The sequence below is a fragment of the Pseudomonas sp. FEN genome (assembly GCF_904067045.1).
Taxonomy (GTDB): domain Bacteria; phylum Pseudomonadota; class Gammaproteobacteria; order Pseudomonadales; family Pseudomonadaceae; genus Aquipseudomonas.
Genome location: NZ_CAJFDC010000028.1, coordinates 1 through 15,202, shown reverse-complemented (window position 1 = coordinate 15,202; position 15,202 = coordinate 1). Strand labels below are relative to the sequence as shown.

At 55.3% G+C, this 15,202-nt stretch carries 13 protein-coding genes and 1 pseudogene; 5 read left to right on the top strand and 9 right to left on the bottom strand.

Annotated elements, in window-relative coordinates:
* The first annotated feature begins 107 nt into the window (after nucleotides 1-107).
* A complete protein-coding gene (locus PFEN_RS22255; RefSeq protein WP_191488863.1) occupies nucleotides 108-899 on the top strand; it encodes an SDR family NAD(P)-dependent oxidoreductase in 792 nt (263 codons plus the stop codon).
* Between the two features lie 136 nt (nucleotides 900-1,035).
* Here the strand turns inward: PFEN_RS22255 and PFEN_RS22250 are convergent, their stop codons facing one another.
* The gene (locus tag PFEN_RS22250; protein WP_191488862.1) at nucleotides 1,036-2,076 is read right to left on the bottom strand and encodes a zinc-dependent alcohol dehydrogenase family protein; all 1,041 of its coding nucleotides are present in this window, start codon (nucleotides 2,074-2,076) and stop codon (nucleotides 1,036-1,038) included.
* Nucleotides 2,077-2,217: 141 nt separating this feature from the next.
* On the opposite strand from PFEN_RS22250, the gene PFEN_RS22245 reads away from it, so the two are divergent.
* Both PFEN_RS22245 and PFEN_RS22240 read left to right on the top strand, forming a co-directional pair.
* Nucleotides 2,218-2,700 carry an Lrp/AsnC family transcriptional regulator gene (locus PFEN_RS22245; RefSeq protein ID WP_191488861.1) on the top strand — a complete coding sequence of 161 codons (483 nt, stop codon included), beginning with the start codon at nucleotides 2,218-2,220 and terminating at the stop codon, nucleotides 2,698-2,700.
* 262 nt (nucleotides 2,701-2,962) lie between these two features.
* Nucleotides 2,963-3,841 (top strand): alpha/beta fold hydrolase, encoded by an 879-nt coding sequence (locus PFEN_RS22240; protein WP_191488860.1) that lies wholly within the window; start codon nucleotides 2,963-2,965, stop codon nucleotides 3,839-3,841.
* 122 nt (nucleotides 3,842-3,963) lie between these two features.
* Here the strand turns inward: PFEN_RS22240 and PFEN_RS22235 are convergent, their stop codons facing one another.
* The 4 genes from PFEN_RS22235 to PFEN_RS22220 form a co-directional block, all read right to left on the bottom strand.
* The gene (locus PFEN_RS22235; protein ID WP_191488859.1) at nucleotides 3,964-4,476 is read right to left on the bottom strand and encodes a hypothetical protein; all 513 of its coding nucleotides are present in this window, start codon (nucleotides 4,474-4,476) and stop codon (nucleotides 3,964-3,966) included.
* Nucleotides 4,477-4,592: 116 nt separating this feature from the next.
* Nucleotides 4,593-5,669 carry a DNA/RNA non-specific endonuclease gene (locus PFEN_RS22230; protein ID WP_191488858.1) on the bottom strand — a complete coding sequence of 359 codons (1,077 nt, stop codon included), beginning with the start codon at nucleotides 5,667-5,669 and terminating at the stop codon, nucleotides 4,593-4,595.
* Between the two features lie 950 nt (nucleotides 5,670-6,619).
* Nucleotides 6,620-7,513: an ATP-dependent helicase gene (locus tag PFEN_RS22225; protein ID WP_191488857.1), complete on the bottom strand. Its 894-nt coding sequence runs from the start codon at nucleotides 7,511-7,513 to the stop codon at nucleotides 6,620-6,622.
* The gene (locus tag PFEN_RS22220) at nucleotides 7,506-9,110 is read right to left on the bottom strand and encodes an ATP-dependent nuclease (protein WP_191488856.1); all 1,605 of its coding nucleotides are present in this window, start codon (nucleotides 9,108-9,110) and stop codon (nucleotides 7,506-7,508) included. The genes PFEN_RS22225 and PFEN_RS22220 overlap by 8 nt, the downstream gene beginning before the upstream one ends.
* 157 nt (nucleotides 9,111-9,267) lie before the next feature.
* Here PFEN_RS22220 and PFEN_RS22215 point away from each other — a divergent pair, with 157 nt between their 5' ends.
* Nucleotides 9,268-10,056, top strand: coding sequence for an HNH endonuclease (locus tag PFEN_RS22215; protein WP_191488855.1), 789 nt, complete (start codon nucleotides 9,268-9,270; stop codon nucleotides 10,054-10,056).
* A 527-nt stretch (nucleotides 10,057-10,583) separates the two neighbouring features.
* Here the strand turns inward: PFEN_RS22215 and PFEN_RS22210 are convergent.
* Nucleotides 10,584-11,693, bottom strand: a complete 1,110-nt coding sequence (locus PFEN_RS22210; protein WP_191488854.1) for a hypothetical protein — start codon at nucleotides 11,691-11,693, stop codon at nucleotides 10,584-10,586.
* Nucleotides 11,694-12,389: 696 nt separating this feature from the next.
* Between PFEN_RS22210 and PFEN_RS22205 the strand changes: the two genes are divergently transcribed.
* Nucleotides 12,390-12,857, top strand: a complete 468-nt coding sequence (locus tag PFEN_RS22205) for a hypothetical protein (RefSeq protein WP_177104820.1) — start codon at nucleotides 12,390-12,392, stop codon at nucleotides 12,855-12,857.
* Between the two features lie 85 nt (nucleotides 12,858-12,942).
* Here PFEN_RS22205 and tnpC read toward each other — a convergent pair whose 3' ends face one another.
* The 3 genes and pseudogenes from tnpC to PFEN_RS31590 form a co-directional block, all read right to left on the bottom strand.
* Entirely contained in the window at nucleotides 12,943-14,469 is a 1,527-nt protein-coding gene (gene tnpC / locus PFEN_RS22200) for an IS66 family transposase (protein WP_177104818.1), read from the bottom strand.
* A gap of 50 nt (nucleotides 14,470-14,519) precedes the next feature.
* The gene (tnpB, locus tag PFEN_RS30815) at nucleotides 14,520-14,855 is read right to left on the bottom strand and encodes an IS66 family insertion sequence element accessory protein TnpB (protein ID WP_224771047.1); all 336 of its coding nucleotides are present in this window, start codon (nucleotides 14,853-14,855) and stop codon (nucleotides 14,520-14,522) included.
* Between the two features lie 172 nt (nucleotides 14,856-15,027).
* Nucleotides 15,028-15,168, bottom strand: a pseudogene (locus PFEN_RS31590) (transposase); the annotation flags it as partial.
* Nucleotides 15,169-15,202: the final 34 nt, after the last annotated feature.

Sequence of the window (15,202 nt, the reverse complement as noted above, 5' to 3'; positions counted from 1 at the left end):
TCGGTGTTGACACGTAGCGGGAGGATTCCCTGATACATTGAAGTCGCAAGCACTAACTTGCGTCCCATCTTCGCGGCATTTACTGTAATCAACTAAGGAGAGTCGTTATGGACTTGCAACTCAATGGCAAGATTGCCCTGGTAAGTGGTAGCACGGCCGGCATCGGCTACGCGATCGCACACACGCTCGCCCAAGAGGGCGCCAGCGTTATCGTCAACGGCAGAACGCAGGCGGGGGTCGACGAGGCGGTGAATCGCATACGCTCGGAGACTCACGGCACGGTCCATGGCTATGCCGCGGACCTTAGTCAGCCCGAAGCCGCGAATGAGGTCGTTCGACGTCATCCGGGTATCAGCATCCTCGTCAACAACCTGGGGATCTTTGAACCCAAGGCCTTTGAAGATATTCCTGACGAAGATTGGCAGCGGTTCTTTGATGTCAATGTCCTGAGCGGCGTCCGTCTTGCGCGCTTGGTGCTGCCAGAGATGAAGCGAGCGAACTGGGGGCGGATCATATTCATCTCAAGTGAGAGTGCTGTGCAGATCCCCACCGAGATGATCCACTACGGTATGACAAAGACCGCGCAACTCGCCGTTTCGCGCGGGCTGGCAGAATCAGTCGCGGGCACGGGCATCACGGTCAACAGCGTACTGCCTGGCCCGACGAAATCGCGTGGCGTTGGCGACTTCGTCGAAGAGATGGCGCGATCGAGCAACAAGAGCTTCGAGCAGATCGAGGCCGAGTTTTTCGATCACGTGCGTCCGACCTCGCTGATCAAGCGCTTCGGGACACCGCAGGAGGTGGCCTCGCTCGTAGCCTACGTGGCAAGTCCGCTCGCATCGGCGACCACCGGCGCGGCGCTTCGTGTCGACGGTGGTGTCATCAAGAGCGCCTTTTGAACAAAGAGAACTGAGCCAATCGCTTATTTACGGGAAAGCCGGAGACCAAGCCACTTGCGGGCTTTCCACATGCTCTGCGAATAAATGCAACTAAATCGGGCGTTTTCTCATAGCGGCTTAGGGAGTTCGTCAGGAATTAAAATTCCGTTATGACGGTTACACCTGTCGTCTCGAACCGATCCATGTTCATCAACGCGTCGATCGACTGCTCCAGGCTGATAGTTTTCCCCACGAGTTTTTCTGGCGCCAGCTTGCCGGAGGTGATCATCTCGATCATGGCATCATAGCGATGCGCTTGCATGCCGTGGCTACCGTAGATCTCCAGTTCGTGCGCAATGACCTTGCTCATCGGGATCGCCGGCGTAGCGTGATCGGCGAGCATCAGGCCAACCTGGACGTGTTTGCCGCGACGGCGCAGGTTGTTGATGGAGTTGAAACAAGTGCTTGGATGGCCTAATGCATCCAGCGATACGTGGGCGCCGCCCTGAGTAATTTCCAGCACGGCTTCGGTGACGTCCGCGACCCGGTGGGCGTTAATGGTGGCGACAGCACCGAGCGAGCGTGCCAGTTCGAGTTTTTCCTGCGAAATATCGATGGCTACGACGTTCGCGCCGATGGCTTGGGCGATCATCACCGCAGACAGGCCTACGCCTCCGCACCCGTGAACCGCTACCCACTGACCTGCGCTGACTTTGCCTTGGTCAACGACTGCTCGGAAAGAGGTGGCGAAGCGACAACCCAGGCTTGCAGCGGTTGCGAAGTCCATGCTCTCAGGCAGTGCGACCAGGTTCAGATCGGCTTGATGTATGCCGACGTATTCGGCAAAAGAACCCCAATGAGTGAAGCCCGGTTGGAACTGCGTGTTGCAAACCTGCTGATTGCCGCTGTTGCACTCTGGACAAGCACCACACCCCCCCACGAACGGCACGGTCACACGGTCGCCGACCTTCCACCGAGTGACATCCTTGCCCACCTCGGCCACGATGCCCGCGAGCTCATGACCCGGCACATGCGGCAGTTCAATGTCAGGGTCATGACCTTTCCAGCCGTGCCAGTCGCTTCGGCACACACCTGTGCCAAGCACCTGAATAACAACACCATGATGTTTCGGGGACGGGTCTGCCACGGTCATCAGACGCGGCGGCTTGGAAAAGGCTTCGTAGACTACTGCTTTCATTCAAATCACCTATGTTTGGAGGGGATCCAGTCATTTCCATTATGAATGAACGCCTTGAAATTACCTTTCAAATTGCAATTGACAGAACGCAAGATATGAAATTAGTCTTCATTAATTGATTAATTTCCGATGGATTCTTTCATGTTTGAGCCACTTGATAAGATGGATATTGCAATATCAGATCGGCTGCAGCGAGACGGCAAGCTGTCGAATGTCAAGCTGGCCGAGCAGCTTTCCCTCAGTGAGGCGTCCTGTTGGCGAAAGCAGAGACGTCTTGAAGAATGCGGCGTTATCGAGGGATATCAAGCCATTCTTAATCGAAAGAAATTGGGGCTAGGCGTTAAGGCCTTTGTTCAGATCTCTTGCACTGATCACAGTGAAGAAGCCACAGCAAGGTTTGAAAAGATCATTCTGTCGGCCTCACAGGTTCTGAGTTGCCACAACACAACGGGTGAGGCGGACTTTTTACTTGAGGTTATTGCACGGGACTTGGACAGTTATAGCCGCTTTGTTGAAACGGTACTGAGGAAGCTCCCTGGCGTTTCAAGTATTCGCTCGAATCTTTCCCTGCGGGAGATGAAGACCACCAATCGACTGCCCGTGACCGAGCTCTTGAGTATTTGAGTTTGCATTGCGCAGTTCTCTAATCTCTCTCAAGCAGATCATGCCAACAACAAGTCGGCCAGCCGCTTCAGGCACATCACTCCCAGCATGCAGGCCTTGCAGCACCAGCAGCCCGTAGGCGTTAAATACAGAGTCACGGTCATGCCCGAAAAGCATCGAGAACCATGAGATATCAGTATTGGTTATTTTCTTCAAAGTGCATAAATCTGAGGGTTCACACCCATCAGTTTGGCGTGCCAAACAATAATAGAAGGCTCGTGCGATGCACTACATTAACCTCATGCAATCCTTAATCGTCGCTGGACTCGTTGCCTATAGCGTGCCGGGAAATGCCGATGATTCGGTACGTACACTTGTTGCCGAAAAGGGCAATGTGCATATCGAAGCGCTGGATCAGGGAAAGGGCCATGTCATCGTGATCCTGCCGTCAAAAGGCCGTGGCGCGAATGATTATGACGAGGTGGCGCGCTACCTGGCCGCTGACGGCTATCGCGTGATCCGCCCTGAGCCGCGCGGGGTCAAGGGCAGTACGGCACCGATGGACACACCAACGCTCCACGACTTCGCCGCCGATGTGGCTCTGGTGATGGACAAGGCCAAGACCGGGCCTTCGGTAGTGGTCGGGCATGCCTGGGGCAGCCAGCCCGCGCGCGTACTGGCGGTGGATCGCCCGGACCTGGTCAACGGCGTCGTGCTAGCGGCCGCGTCGATTGGCAAATTGCCTGCAGGCTCGTCGGAAAAACCCTATGGCCGTATGGTCGAGGCCATCAAAGGCGCGGGTAATTATTCGTTGCCGCAAGCCAAGCGTATCGACTATCTCAAGGAGGCGTTCTTCGCGCCCGGTAATGACCCGCGAGCCTGGCTGGCCGGCTGGTACGACAAGACTCACCAGGCCCAGGACCTTGCACGGGATACCACGCCCGTGGAGCTTTACTGGTCAGCCGGTAACACCGTACCCATTCTTGACTTGCAGGGGCAGTATGATGCGGTAGTAATCCCGAACATTCTCAAGTCGATGCTCGGCGACCGGGTCGAACACAAGACCATTGCCAACGCTGGGCATGCCATGGCGCCCGAGCAGCCTCGCGAAATGGCGCAGGCCATCGCCGAGTTTGCCCAGCGTGTGTACGCGGCCAAGTAATCAACTGATTCAGTTCGTTGCCCAACGCATGATGGAGCTCGATGTCGAAGGCCTCTGCGGCGCCGGCTTCGAACAGGAACCCAGCACGCTCAGGAGCGCCCAGTCTACTTTGGTCAGGGGTATCACTCTGTTTCGACGGGCCTGGAGGAGGGCAGAGCAAAGGCGCCCACGTTAAGCGGTACCAGCATCAGCACCGTCGTGACTGCTGTTGAAAACACAACGAGGGCGCTGGTAAGGCCTACGTATCGGTTCCTGGTGTATCTCTCGACCGCCAGCTTTATCCGGGCGTTGCTTTCGAGCTTCTTGATGATCACCAGCTCAATGGAGAATCCTAGAATAATGGCTATCACAGTCAACCAAACAACTGCGTTGCGCACAAACCCGGTCCAGTTGTTGAGCGTCTCGATCAAGGCCATATAGGCGAAGACGAAATAATCCCGAGGTTCGGCTCCGAACAGTCCAGAAGGTATGTTCAGGCCACGCAGGTAATCCTGCCAATAGAGTAATCCGGTGACGTAAAGCGTTGCATACCCGATGAGGCCAAGAAAAGGCAGTGCAAGTACCCAGGGAAATTGTGCATTCGCTTTGACGGCAACGGCGGGTGCAGTCGTGTCAATCTTTTCTTCGGCGCTCATCGGAGTCCTTTCGTGTCATGGCTGCAACCAAGTATGGCTATACTTTTGCTCATCGCGGCGAAGAGGAGGGCAGGCACTGATGCTTGCCTGCAGCTATCGAGTCTTCGAAATCAAGTTCAGTAAGGCTTATATCTTTTGACTCTGCCGGTACCGCGAACAATGCTGCTCAAAGCATTGCTGTCTGCGAACGCCAATCGTGCGCGCTTGTCGCTGTTGTGCTTGGCGCTGATCAACATGGCATTGCTGTAAACGGCCGCTCCGCTGGCAGACTTGGCAATAATGTGATCGACCTGAGGTGTGAGATCATGACCACCTTCGACCAGTAGACCAACCCGCTGGCCTGGAATGCGGTACTTGTCGGTGTACACAGGGTCAACGATGGCGTCGCTTATAAGATACCCATCGTTGAGAACGCGGTTGACTGCGCGGATAGTTTCGATCTGCGTGCTTGAGAATTCGGCTGCCTGCGACAGTATTACGCGGTCATTCCAATGCGCAAGCTGCTGGGGGTCATCCTTGACGGACTTCCACTCGGCATAATCGAGGAACGCGTAAGGCCTTGCCGCGGCAGGAAAAACGGGGAGCCGTCGGTAAGAGGGAAACCCTACAGTATTCAACTGGTCCTGGATGTCCCAGCCTGCGTTTGTCATTTCGTCGATGAGTGCGAGGTATTCGGCCTTCTTCGTCGGGTCGGCACCGCCGATGATAGGCGCTGGCTTTGGATGCAGAATAGGCCACGTGCGTGTGCGATCGAGGTGCTGGCCGGCCAGGACTTTCGTGATAATCGTGAACCGCGTGGGCACACGCTGTTCTTCGGAAATTTCGGTAGCGTAATCGCAGGTGATGGCCACTTCGCAATTACCTCCTGCGGCATCCACCCAGCTCTCAAGCTCACGCTCGAATTGGCGCCATATACCTCCCGAGTTGAATGAGCCATACATCGGAACCAGGTTGCTCGAGGACTCGGGCCCACCAAACTCCAGAGCAATGAGGTGTCCTCGGTGGCAGTCTTCGTGCCGGGTGTCAGCCACTCCACCTTCATACATCGAAAGAGGCAGGACCGTGTTGTTTCGTGGAGTTGGCGTGTGAGGCTTCACCCCCGGTGACATCTCGGCAACGAGCCGTTTCACACGCTGGCGGGCTCCACCCTTGAAATTTTCAGGAGGATTGCTGAGGAACTGTACGAAGCGCATGGTCCTTCCTTGGAATGAGTGGATAGCCAAACAAACTGGGGAAATCGTACAGGGAGTGTGAACAGCGAAGCAAGGTGTGTGGCGCAGGTGCGCCGCAGCAGTAACATTCGAAACATATTACTCAATTTAACATAATATACATTATGCGAAGCTCCAGATAAATCAATGGCTTACGTCACTGTCGAGATTAACTAAACATGCGGAAAAACAGCTAAATATGAAACGGGATACAAATCAGCCCCTTAGCGAGCATGGCGCCCAGCATTGACCTGAAAAGATTATTTAAATATGCGTATCAGACTCGACTCCCAGATCAGGACGCCTACGGCCAGCGCCATCTGCTTTCACGACATGACCTTGCGATGACAGCCTACCAAATTCCTTGGATGCCGCTCGCTGGGGTTGGAGCAACTGGACCCAGTCATTCAGATCTGGCGCCTACGCGAATTCCGTCGAGCACATCCGGGTCAAACAGCACACATTTCACGTAGAGAACGGCATCATTCGATCGACAATCCCGTGGCATCCCTTGTACCTTGACTCTCAGGATTGAAGTCTGCACCCTTGTGGCTTTCAAGCTCCCTGATGTGGGGTGACGCGACGGACTTGGTTTTACGTCAATTGATTCAGAACTCTGCAGGCGTAATGACGCACATGAACCGGCAAGTTTCTCAAAGCAGCTTTGAAGACATAATGCTACTGAAGCGCTCTGCTCGCGATAAGCAGGTGCAGGCGGTATATAAAGCCGATCGATCCTCGCTGGATCTTGCAGCAGAGCAGATAAAATCTGTCTTACGTGGTGCCCCAGGTTCTCCTCCTCGTCGCCAGCGAATCTCATACCTTTTGATTGGTTGATTCCCCAATAGCTCAACTAAACATCTATTTAGTTGAGTAAACTCAGGAGGGTCTAAGGTTATGCTGTCTTATGCCCTATTTATTGATCATCATTTCTAAAAAGGCACCCAGACCGGCAGCTTCGACTTGCCCGGTTTGTCGACAACGATTGCCAGGCTCTGCTTTGCGCGCGTTACCGCCACGTAGAACGCGGCCGCAGGCGTTGCCTCAAGGCAAGTCTCATTTTGGATGAATGCTTTGATCGGTGCTGTAGGTACGATCAGCACACGCTCGAACGTGGCGCCTTTGGAAACCTTAAAATTCATGAAGTCGAGGGTGAACTCTTTGCCTGACGCTACTGTGCTGCGGAGGCATTGTGGGCGGTAGCGTTCGACATACTGGTCGACGTGCTTCGAGTGCACCAGGAACACTCCATCATGATCTGTCACCACGTGATTCTCTGAAGTGGTGCCGGGAAACCCCCATGACGCATCAAAAATGGTATCAGAAAATGAAGCGATCTCCGTTCGGCAGCGATAGGTGATGGTTGCGTAATCGATGCTAAGCAGTCCTCCCTTCTCGCGTTCTTGGAACCACTCAAGCGCACCGGCGTATCCGTACTGTTTGTTTTTCTGCCCCCGCGGGTTGGTCGAGAGCACCGCCTGGCGTACATCGCCGACCATGCGGACATCGATCCGAGAATTCGGCCTGCCCTTTGCATACAAGCTGGGGCGTCCTTCGAAATTGAAGCCCCCTACCCGCTCACCCTGAAATTTGATCGGCAGGAACGGTTTTGCAAAGTGACGAAGCAAAAAGGTGTACCAGCCCAATACCTCGGTTTTGTGAAGGTCACCGGCCTGAGCACGAAGACGGTGGATTAACTCTTGCTGATTAGTCTGAGTGAAGGTGACGACAAGTACGCGGCGATCGCTAGGCAGCGCTTTGCAATGATCAACTAGGCCCTGTGTTTTTCTGCCGCCGGCGACTGCAAGACTCAGATGGTTAGGCATTGTGGATGAACTCCGCCGCAGCCTTCATGTAGCCAGGTGGGCTAAGCACCTCATCCGATTCAGCAAGACGTATCGCCCCTTCCGTCTTCTCACGTGTCATCCACGTCAATAGAGTGGCTGCAGTGGTGAGGCCAAGCGTTTTGCGCAACCGGGGTTCGCCATTCGCGGTAATGAGTTGGGGTTCAAGCGTAGCGCCGTCAGCCACGTCGCCGATGAATAGATCTCTACGTTTCGCCGCCAGCCACTTCTCAACCGGTATGCGTAGCTCGGCTGGATCCATTCCATCGTTGTCGCGCATCACAGCGACAGGCTTGTCGATCGCAGCGCAGAGCTCAAGGCATCGCGCCAGTGCTAGCCCACGCATGCTGATAACATCGATACCATGGGCCATTGGACGTGCACCGAAGCAGTCTTTGTAGACACGTTCAAAAATGATCTCGTCAGATGGCCCCTCAACCAGGACGACTTTCTTCGCTAGCACGAGGCGGAGGGTGTCGTAGCCAGGTAGCTTCTGGAAATAGCTCACGGTGGTTGGGTCGAACTCTGTGATATTGGCGGCGCTGTTGCGGTGCAGCAGTAGCAACGCATTGAGGCCAAGCCGGTTCAACACGTAGGTACTGTGAGTCGAAATGAAGAGCTGTTGCTCCTCCGTCGCCAGGTCTTCGATACGATCGAGCAGGGTCGTCAGGCTGGTGTGTGATAGGTGGTTTTCGGGCTCCTCAATCATCACGATCTTCACGTTCGAAGAATGCCGCTTCATCGCGAGGGAGATCTTGATAGCCGCTTGTTGTCCCTGGCCAGCCATCGTAAATGGGAGGCCGTCGACGTGCGGAGTGACTACGCTATCCCAAGATGTCCGAGACGTCTGATCCATTGCCAGCGCCATAGGCTCAGACTGCAGTGCCGCACCAAGTCCTGCCAACCGCTTGTTAACCGGCGCCAGCGCACCCTCAGTCATGGATGCTTTGACTCCTCGATAGTCCAGCGAGATTTGCGCTTTCTCGGCTGACTCCAAGTGATCACTCAGAATTTGCCGAAGGTGGTAATCAACGCCGGCGGCGGATTTGACCGTGCGAGAATCGATCGTAGCCACCGAGAGTGCCCGCGGCCGCCGAGTGAGTTCATTGTCAGCGAACGACCGCCACTCGTAGGTGTAATACTCCACGGGAAGTAATGGTGAAGGATCCTTGAGCCATTCAACCAGTTCGTCTTGGTATTCCTCATTAGGGAAAATGGAGAGGAACATCCCAGGACAGACGTTCGTTGGCACGTCGGCATTCACGGCGCCGAGCAGCACCTGCAGTTCAGCTGTGTCTTGCAGGTAAAGCTCAATCAGGATTTCTGGAAGCTTCGGCTGTTGCCCAGCGTTCCGGAGGGCCACAAACTCAGCCACCATTTCGGTGTTGAACCAGTGAGGATTCAGCTCTTCTAGGATCCCTCGCCCACCTATCCGGCCGTTAAGCGCCAGCGAGATGGCTTCCATCAATGTGGACTTCCCGGCGTCATTGTCACCGACCAGGATGTTCACGCCGGGGTTAGGCTTCAGTAGGAAATCTTTATAGATGCGGTACCCACGAATTCGGATTTTAGTGATCACGGTCGACGTTCCTTGGCGAGTTACTGCTGCATGGCGCTTTAATGGCTGCGTTGCCTGATGCTATAAGCGAAGAGGTAACGTTGTCGACTCCGTCACGTTCTGTAGAGTGTCCTATCTTCAATGCTCCACTAGGCAACCCAACGCACAGGATTTGCGCATGACCATCCCTCGCTACCCAAACCGTAAAGCCTTTATCGAATCCTTGGGGGCAACGTGTAAAAACTGGACATGGAGCTGGTCGTTTGTGAATCACCAGGAGCGGAAGGTCATTTTCGGCGCTTGGGATACCCACATGAACGGCGACCGCTCACTCATACTTTGCGAGGATTGGGAGATTGAGAATGGGCGCCGCAACAATGGCTACGCGCAGAGCGTCGAGCATCTCAGGCTTGTAACCGAGGAAGGGTACGAACTTTATACGTTTAAGATTACGCACTCGGACGAGCGCCAGGATATGGACGGCGTGGGCCCTGCAAAGATCAAGGACTTTGAGCGCTATATCACTCGCAAATGGCTGCTCCAGCAGGACGGTGAGTGGTTCGCGTGTGATGAGCCTCCTACAGCAGCGATTCCTGAAGAGATTATCCAACCTGAGCTCTACTTGGAGGGCGCGCTTCGAGAGGTCAAGGTCAATGCCTACGAGCGTAGCGCTCAGGCTCGGGCAGCGTGCGTTGACCACCACAAAGCTGTTTGCGCTGCGTGTGAGTTCGACTTCGGTCTGGTCTATGGCGAGGTAGCCGAAGGGCTCATCCATGTCCATCACCTCGTACCCCTGAGTATGATTGGCGCTGAATACAAGCTCAATCCAATAACCGATCTGATCCCGCTCTGCCCGAACTGTCATGCAGTGGTGCATCGTGGAGCAGAGGTCATGAGCATAGAGAAGCTCAAAGAATGTCTAGCTGAAGCAAAAAGGCGATCTGCCTCAGCTTGTGGTACCCGGTAGTTTACCGTAGGCGTCCGAATTCCTGCACTGTAACGTATTTTTGGGAATGTAACGTTGCTGCTGTTACATTGCCAAAACTACGTTGAAGTCTTGCTAAGCAAGTGCGTGCTTCGGTAACTTCAATTTCAAGGTCGCCGTGAACCGCCCTACTGCGTGGGAAAAATCAGTATTTTTGCTAACCACATAACTCCCCGTGGCCAGCCCAGCAAGCAGCATGCTCAGCGAAGTGCTGAAAGCGCTTTTTCGGCCATGACAGTGGAGTCATGCCATCATGATTACCACCGAGTCCATTTTGATTTTTACTAGATTGGATGGGATGAGCAAGGTAATGAAGTCCGTGTGGCAAGGGCGCTGAGTACGCTGTACCGGGAATAACACACGTGACAGCCGGACTAGAAACCAGAAATTTCTGGGGCCACCCACTTCCCCTTCAAACGCTCCCTCTTTGCCCGGCCGCCTATGGTTTCGCGGGACGAGCGCCCCGCTGAGATTGGGCTTGGGATCTGTGATACGGGGCCTGGCTGTTATCAGTTCACCCCGGGGAAAGGCTGTTCTTTGTAGCCTTCGCCTAGGAGCATCTTCAGCTCACGATTCTTCAGATCCCATAACCCCTTTAACGAGAGGGCTGGAGCATCGACTATTCTCATCAGGCCATGCTGACTGGGAACGTCAATCGGATTTTCTGCTCGCGGGTTGGTAACGAGAACACCTGGACGCAACAGGCCTTCAAACAGTCGATCCTCAGTCTCTGCTTTCTCGCGCAGAAGCATCAGTACGCCATAATCCTCCCTCAGAGTCACCTGTAGCACCGCAGAAATTATTGACGCACGAAGAGCGATGTCGGCAGCCTCTTGTTGGGCAGGGCTCCTGAACAGACTCACAGGCACGGGCCCGCGAGGGCTACCATCTCTTCCAGGTTCCGGTCTGTTGTCCACGAACTCCCTATACGTGCTCTTCCGAACGTGGTTAGTATTTTCGCTGTCCAGCTCCCAGATAGAGTGGCCGAAACCATAAACGGCATGCTCAGCAAGAGACTGACCACCTACCCCAGCGTCAGCGTTGTGACTAACTCCGTAAAAGAATGAATCTGGGCAAAGGAGCGCATCGTTCACCACGATGACAAGTACATCGTGAGGGCCGACTACCCCTTCCCTGAGGTAGCCTTCATATTTGCGCAATTTCTCCGAGATCGCACTACTCACTCTTAGCAAAGTCCGCTGCCGGAGATTAGTAGCGGCGTCAGGACAAGGATTCAGCGGGTCATGAGATGTGAATAGCTCATTAATTTTCACGTCTTCACCGATCGACGGAGTGACGAGCTCAAGGCAGATCAGTTTTCCGTCTTGCTGCACCCGAAAATCCGGCCCCTTGCCACCCGGGGAACCTTTAGGATCATACCCTGCATGCTTAAGGCGCTCGAACATAAGCATTTCGCCTAGGCGCTGGGCAGAGCTGTTTAAGTTGGAGGAGCACAACCCTTCGAGGAAAATCGCGTCCACGCACTCGCTTTCGATGAAGCCCTCGTAGGCGGTTAGCAGGTTCTGGTGAGCTTTTTCAACAAACTCAACTGGGAAACCTTGTCCATAGCGCCGATTCAGTGTTGCCTTCCAGCGCTCGAATAGCTCTTCGACATTCATCACAGCATTCCCCATTCTGAAAATCGCACCGCAGCCTAAGCCGCTCCAAGGAAACAGCTGCGGGACTCAAAGCCCGTTATCAACAGTCGTCTATGTAGCTTCTGCCGTCATATGAGAACAGCGCCGACAAAGCCTACCTCAATAAGCACTCGGAGATTATGGATGCTTGCCAAGATTGTGGCCTGTCTTGAAAGCTCTTAAGGTTGTTCAGCGAATGCCATTTTCGCGGCCACAGTGGTCTCATCAAAGCGACTGAAGTGGCCTGTCATTCTCTGGGTGTACTCCATGTACCCTATCCGCGCTGGTGTCAGGTTGACGCTGAGTGCGCCTTACTGCTCAGTAGTTCGCAAATACTATGGCAACCACTGTCATCTCCAACGTAAGCGTCCGGCCAATTCACCTTTCGAACTCCAGCATTGAGGGCGATAGTGGGCCAGTGACCACCCTGAGCGCTGAACTGCAACATACTAGGCAGTTGAAGGTTGGCTAGAGATTTTTCCTGGCTTCTCGATTCGCAGCCGCGGCGCGTCGAAGTCAGTTCAGGCCTGGGCAGACAGCTCACGCAGTGCTCGCCCTGACAACCTCCCCGGATTAGCCGAGTGCTCCCCCGGGGGTATTGTGTCAGGCTATGCCGTTTTCACTCGTAGCTCCTAGTTTCGCTAGGAGCTTTTTCATGCTCAGGACGAGTCATTCAAGATGTTGATGAAGCTGGCGCCGAAGAAGCGGCGCAACCCACGTAATTTCTATCTGGGTATCGCTGCGGTGATACTGATTGCCGGGATTGGACGCTATTTCGCGCTCAAGGCTGAGCAGGAGAAGGTGGCCCAACAGGCGCTGCTGGTCGAGCGCCTCGCCCAGTTGGACGCGACCCTGCCAAAGAAACTGGATGCAATTACCACCCTTGAGTACGTCGGTTTGACGTACGGTGACACGATCTTCTACCGCTACAGGATCGACTTAGCAGCGAGCAGCCTCTCCGAGGAACGCAAGGCCAGCATGGAGGCGAGAATACGCCGTGATCTGGAACAACTGGCCTGCAAGGAACCGCAGTTGCTGGCGATGATGCGCAGGTTCAAGTTTCACCAGGAGCATTACTACCTGGCCAGGAACAGCACACTCTTTTCCATTGAGCTTCACCCTGAACAGTTGAACTGCCCAGGATGATGCCGATAAGGTGGTCGCCGTCGCTTGTTCATCGCCTCAGGCCATTCCCTAGACCGCAAGCGTCCAGCCAATCCGTCTTGCATGACTAGGCCGGCATCCACTTATGCGGCAGCAGCAGCTCGATCTCACTGGCTCGTTGCGTCGGCAACCGCGTCAGCACATCCTTGAGATAAGCATACGGATCATGCCCATTTATGCGCGCTGACTGGATCAAGCTCATGATCGCTGCTGCCCGCTTGCCGCTGCGCAGCGACCCAGCAAACAGCCAGTTCGACCGCCCAAGCGCCCAAGGCCGGATCAAGTTCTCGATCTGGTTGTTGTCGATGGGCACAGCACCATCTTCCAGGTAGCGCGTCAGCGCTAACCAGCGTTTAAGGCTGTAATCCAGGGCCTTGGCCGTGGCCGAACCCTCGGGCACAAGTTCGCGTTGGGCCAACATCCACTCATGCAGTTTTTCAGCAATGGGCACCGCTGTTTCCTGGCGTAGTCGCCAGCGATCTTCGTCGCTCATTTCCCTGGCATGTCGCTCGACCTCGTACAGGCCGCCGATTGAGTGCAACGCCTGCTCCGCCAACTGGCTTTTATTTGCTACATGCAGGTCGAAGAACTTGCGGCGCGCATGCGCCATGCAGCCGATTTCGGTGATGCCCAGCTCGAAGCTGGCCTTGTAGCCGGCGAAATCATCGCAGACCAGCTTGCCGTTCCATGTGCCTAGGAAGTTACGCGCATGTTCGCCGGCACGGCTGGGGCTGAAGTCGTAGACCACGGCCTTGAGTGCCGAGAATGGTGTGCTGCTGTAGGCCCAGACGTAAGCACGATGGGTTTTCTTCTCGCCTGGAGCGAGCATTTGTACCGGCGTTTCATCGGCGTGGACTATGCGTTGGGCCAGCACTGCTTCGCGCAGCGCATCGACCAGCGGCTGAAGCTGCACGCCGGTTTGACCCACCCACTGCGCCAGCGTCGAGCGCGGGATGGCTAGTCCGGCACGGCCGAAGATCTTTTCCTGTCGATAGAGCGGCAGATGGTCAGCGAACTTGGCAACCATCACGTGCGCCAGCAAGCCGGCGGTGGGGATGCCCTTGTCGATCACCTGCGGTGGTACCGGCGCCTGGATCAGCGTTTCGCACTGCCGGCAGGCCCATTTCCCACGCACATGCTGTTCGACGGTGAACACGCCCGGCGTGTAGTCCAGCTTCTCGCTGACATCTTCGCCAATACGCTGAAGCTGGCAGCCGCAGGTGCACTGGGTGTTCTCTGGCTCGTGGCTGATCACGGTGCGAGGGAGTTGCAGCGGCAACGGCGCACGCTTGGGTTGCTGGTGTGGTTCCGCCTGGGCGGGTGCTGGATGAAGTGCTTTTAACTCGGCCTCGATGGCCTCGAGGTCGGTATTGAGCAGGTCATCGAGCAAGCTGCCTTGCGCCGGGCTGATCTGCTCGCTGCGCTTGGCGAACTTGTGGCGTTTGAGAATGGCGATCTCGTGAGTGAGTTGCTCAATGATCGTTTCATCACGATGGATTTTTCTGTCCAGGGTGTCGACCTTGGACATCAACTGCGCAGCCAGCGTGCGCAGTTGTTCGGGAGTCATTTGGTCGAGATCGGGCAAGGAAGTCATGCCGTGGACTTTACCAAAGCAGCCCGACTGCTACAGCTAAAAGGCAGCGTTTAAAGCAATGTAATTGCGCCACCTGTACCTACTCGTTGCCAGGGCAATCCAAGTACCAGCGCCTGAAGTTGTTCGGGGTCGAGTTCGACATCCGTCCCACGATGGATGCCCGGCCAATGAAATTTGCCCTGGTTCAATCGCCGCGCCGCCAGCCAAATACCAACACCGTCATGCACCAACACCTTCATGCGGTTGGCCCGGCGGTTGGCAAAGAGGTAAGCGCAGTGCGGCTTCGCCGCACCGAACACGGCAACCACCCGGGCCAGTGCCGTGTCGGTGCCGGCGCGCATGTCCATGGGCTGGGTAGCGAGCCAGATGGAATCGACGCGAATCATTGAGCGAGGCCACAAATAAAACGCGCGCAGCCGTCCGGATCGAGGCGGGCCATTTTACTGTGATGGATTTATCGCCCAGAGGCAGCGAGATGATCACCATCTCTTCTGTTGCGCGCTTTGGGACATTTTTTATGGGGACGAAGGCTGGCAGGGTTGCGGGTGATTGATCCCGGTACATTGGTAGCCACTTGCGGATCACGTTGGCGTTGATGCCGTGATGGATGGCCACGCTAGAAATCGTCGCTCCAGGTTGCAGGCATTCCTGGACGACTTGGGCTTTGAACGGTTTGGGGTAAGAGCTTCGTTGGCGCATGAAAATCCTGGCGATAAGGGCGATCGCGTCCGCT

Bases quoted from the DNA above. Each gene is read 5' to 3' on its own strand.
- PFEN_RS22255 (WP_191488863.1), top strand. From the start codon at position 108: ATGGACTTGCAACTCAATGGCAAGATTGCCCTGGTAAGTGGTAGCACG.
- PFEN_RS22250 (WP_191488862.1), bottom strand. From the start codon at position 2,076: ATGAAAGCAGTAGTCTACGAAGCCTTTTCCAAGCCGCCGCGTCTGATG.
- PFEN_RS22245 (WP_191488861.1), top strand. From the start codon at position 2,218: ATGTTTGAGCCACTTGATAAGATGGATATTGCAATATCAGATCGGCTG.
- PFEN_RS22240 (WP_191488860.1), top strand. From the start codon at position 2,963: ATGCACTACATTAACCTCATGCAATCCTTAATCGTCGCTGGACTCGTT.
- PFEN_RS22235 (WP_191488859.1), bottom strand. From the start codon at position 4,476: ATGAGCGCCGAAGAAAAGATTGACACGACTGCACCCGCCGTTGCCGTC.
- PFEN_RS22230 (WP_191488858.1), bottom strand. From the start codon at position 5,669: ATGCGCTTCGTACAGTTCCTCAGCAATCCTCCTGAAAATTTCAAGGGT.
- PFEN_RS22225 (WP_191488857.1), bottom strand. From the start codon at position 7,513: ATGCCTAACCATCTGAGTCTTGCAGTCGCCGGCGGCAGAAAAACACAG.
- PFEN_RS22215 (WP_191488855.1), top strand. From the start codon at position 9,268: ATGACCATCCCTCGCTACCCAAACCGTAAAGCCTTTATCGAATCCTTG.
- PFEN_RS22210 (WP_191488854.1), bottom strand. From the start codon at position 11,693: ATGAATGTCGAAGAGCTATTCGAGCGCTGGAAGGCAACACTGAATCGG.
- PFEN_RS22205 (WP_177104820.1), top strand. From the start codon at position 12,390: ATGTTGATGAAGCTGGCGCCGAAGAAGCGGCGCAACCCACGTAATTTC.
- tnpC (WP_177104818.1), bottom strand. From the start codon at position 14,469: ATGACTTCCTTGCCCGATCTCGACCAAATGACTCCCGAACAACTGCGC.
- tnpB (WP_224771047.1), bottom strand. From the start codon at position 14,855: ATGATTCGCGTCGATTCCATCTGGCTCGCTACCCAGCCCATGGACATG.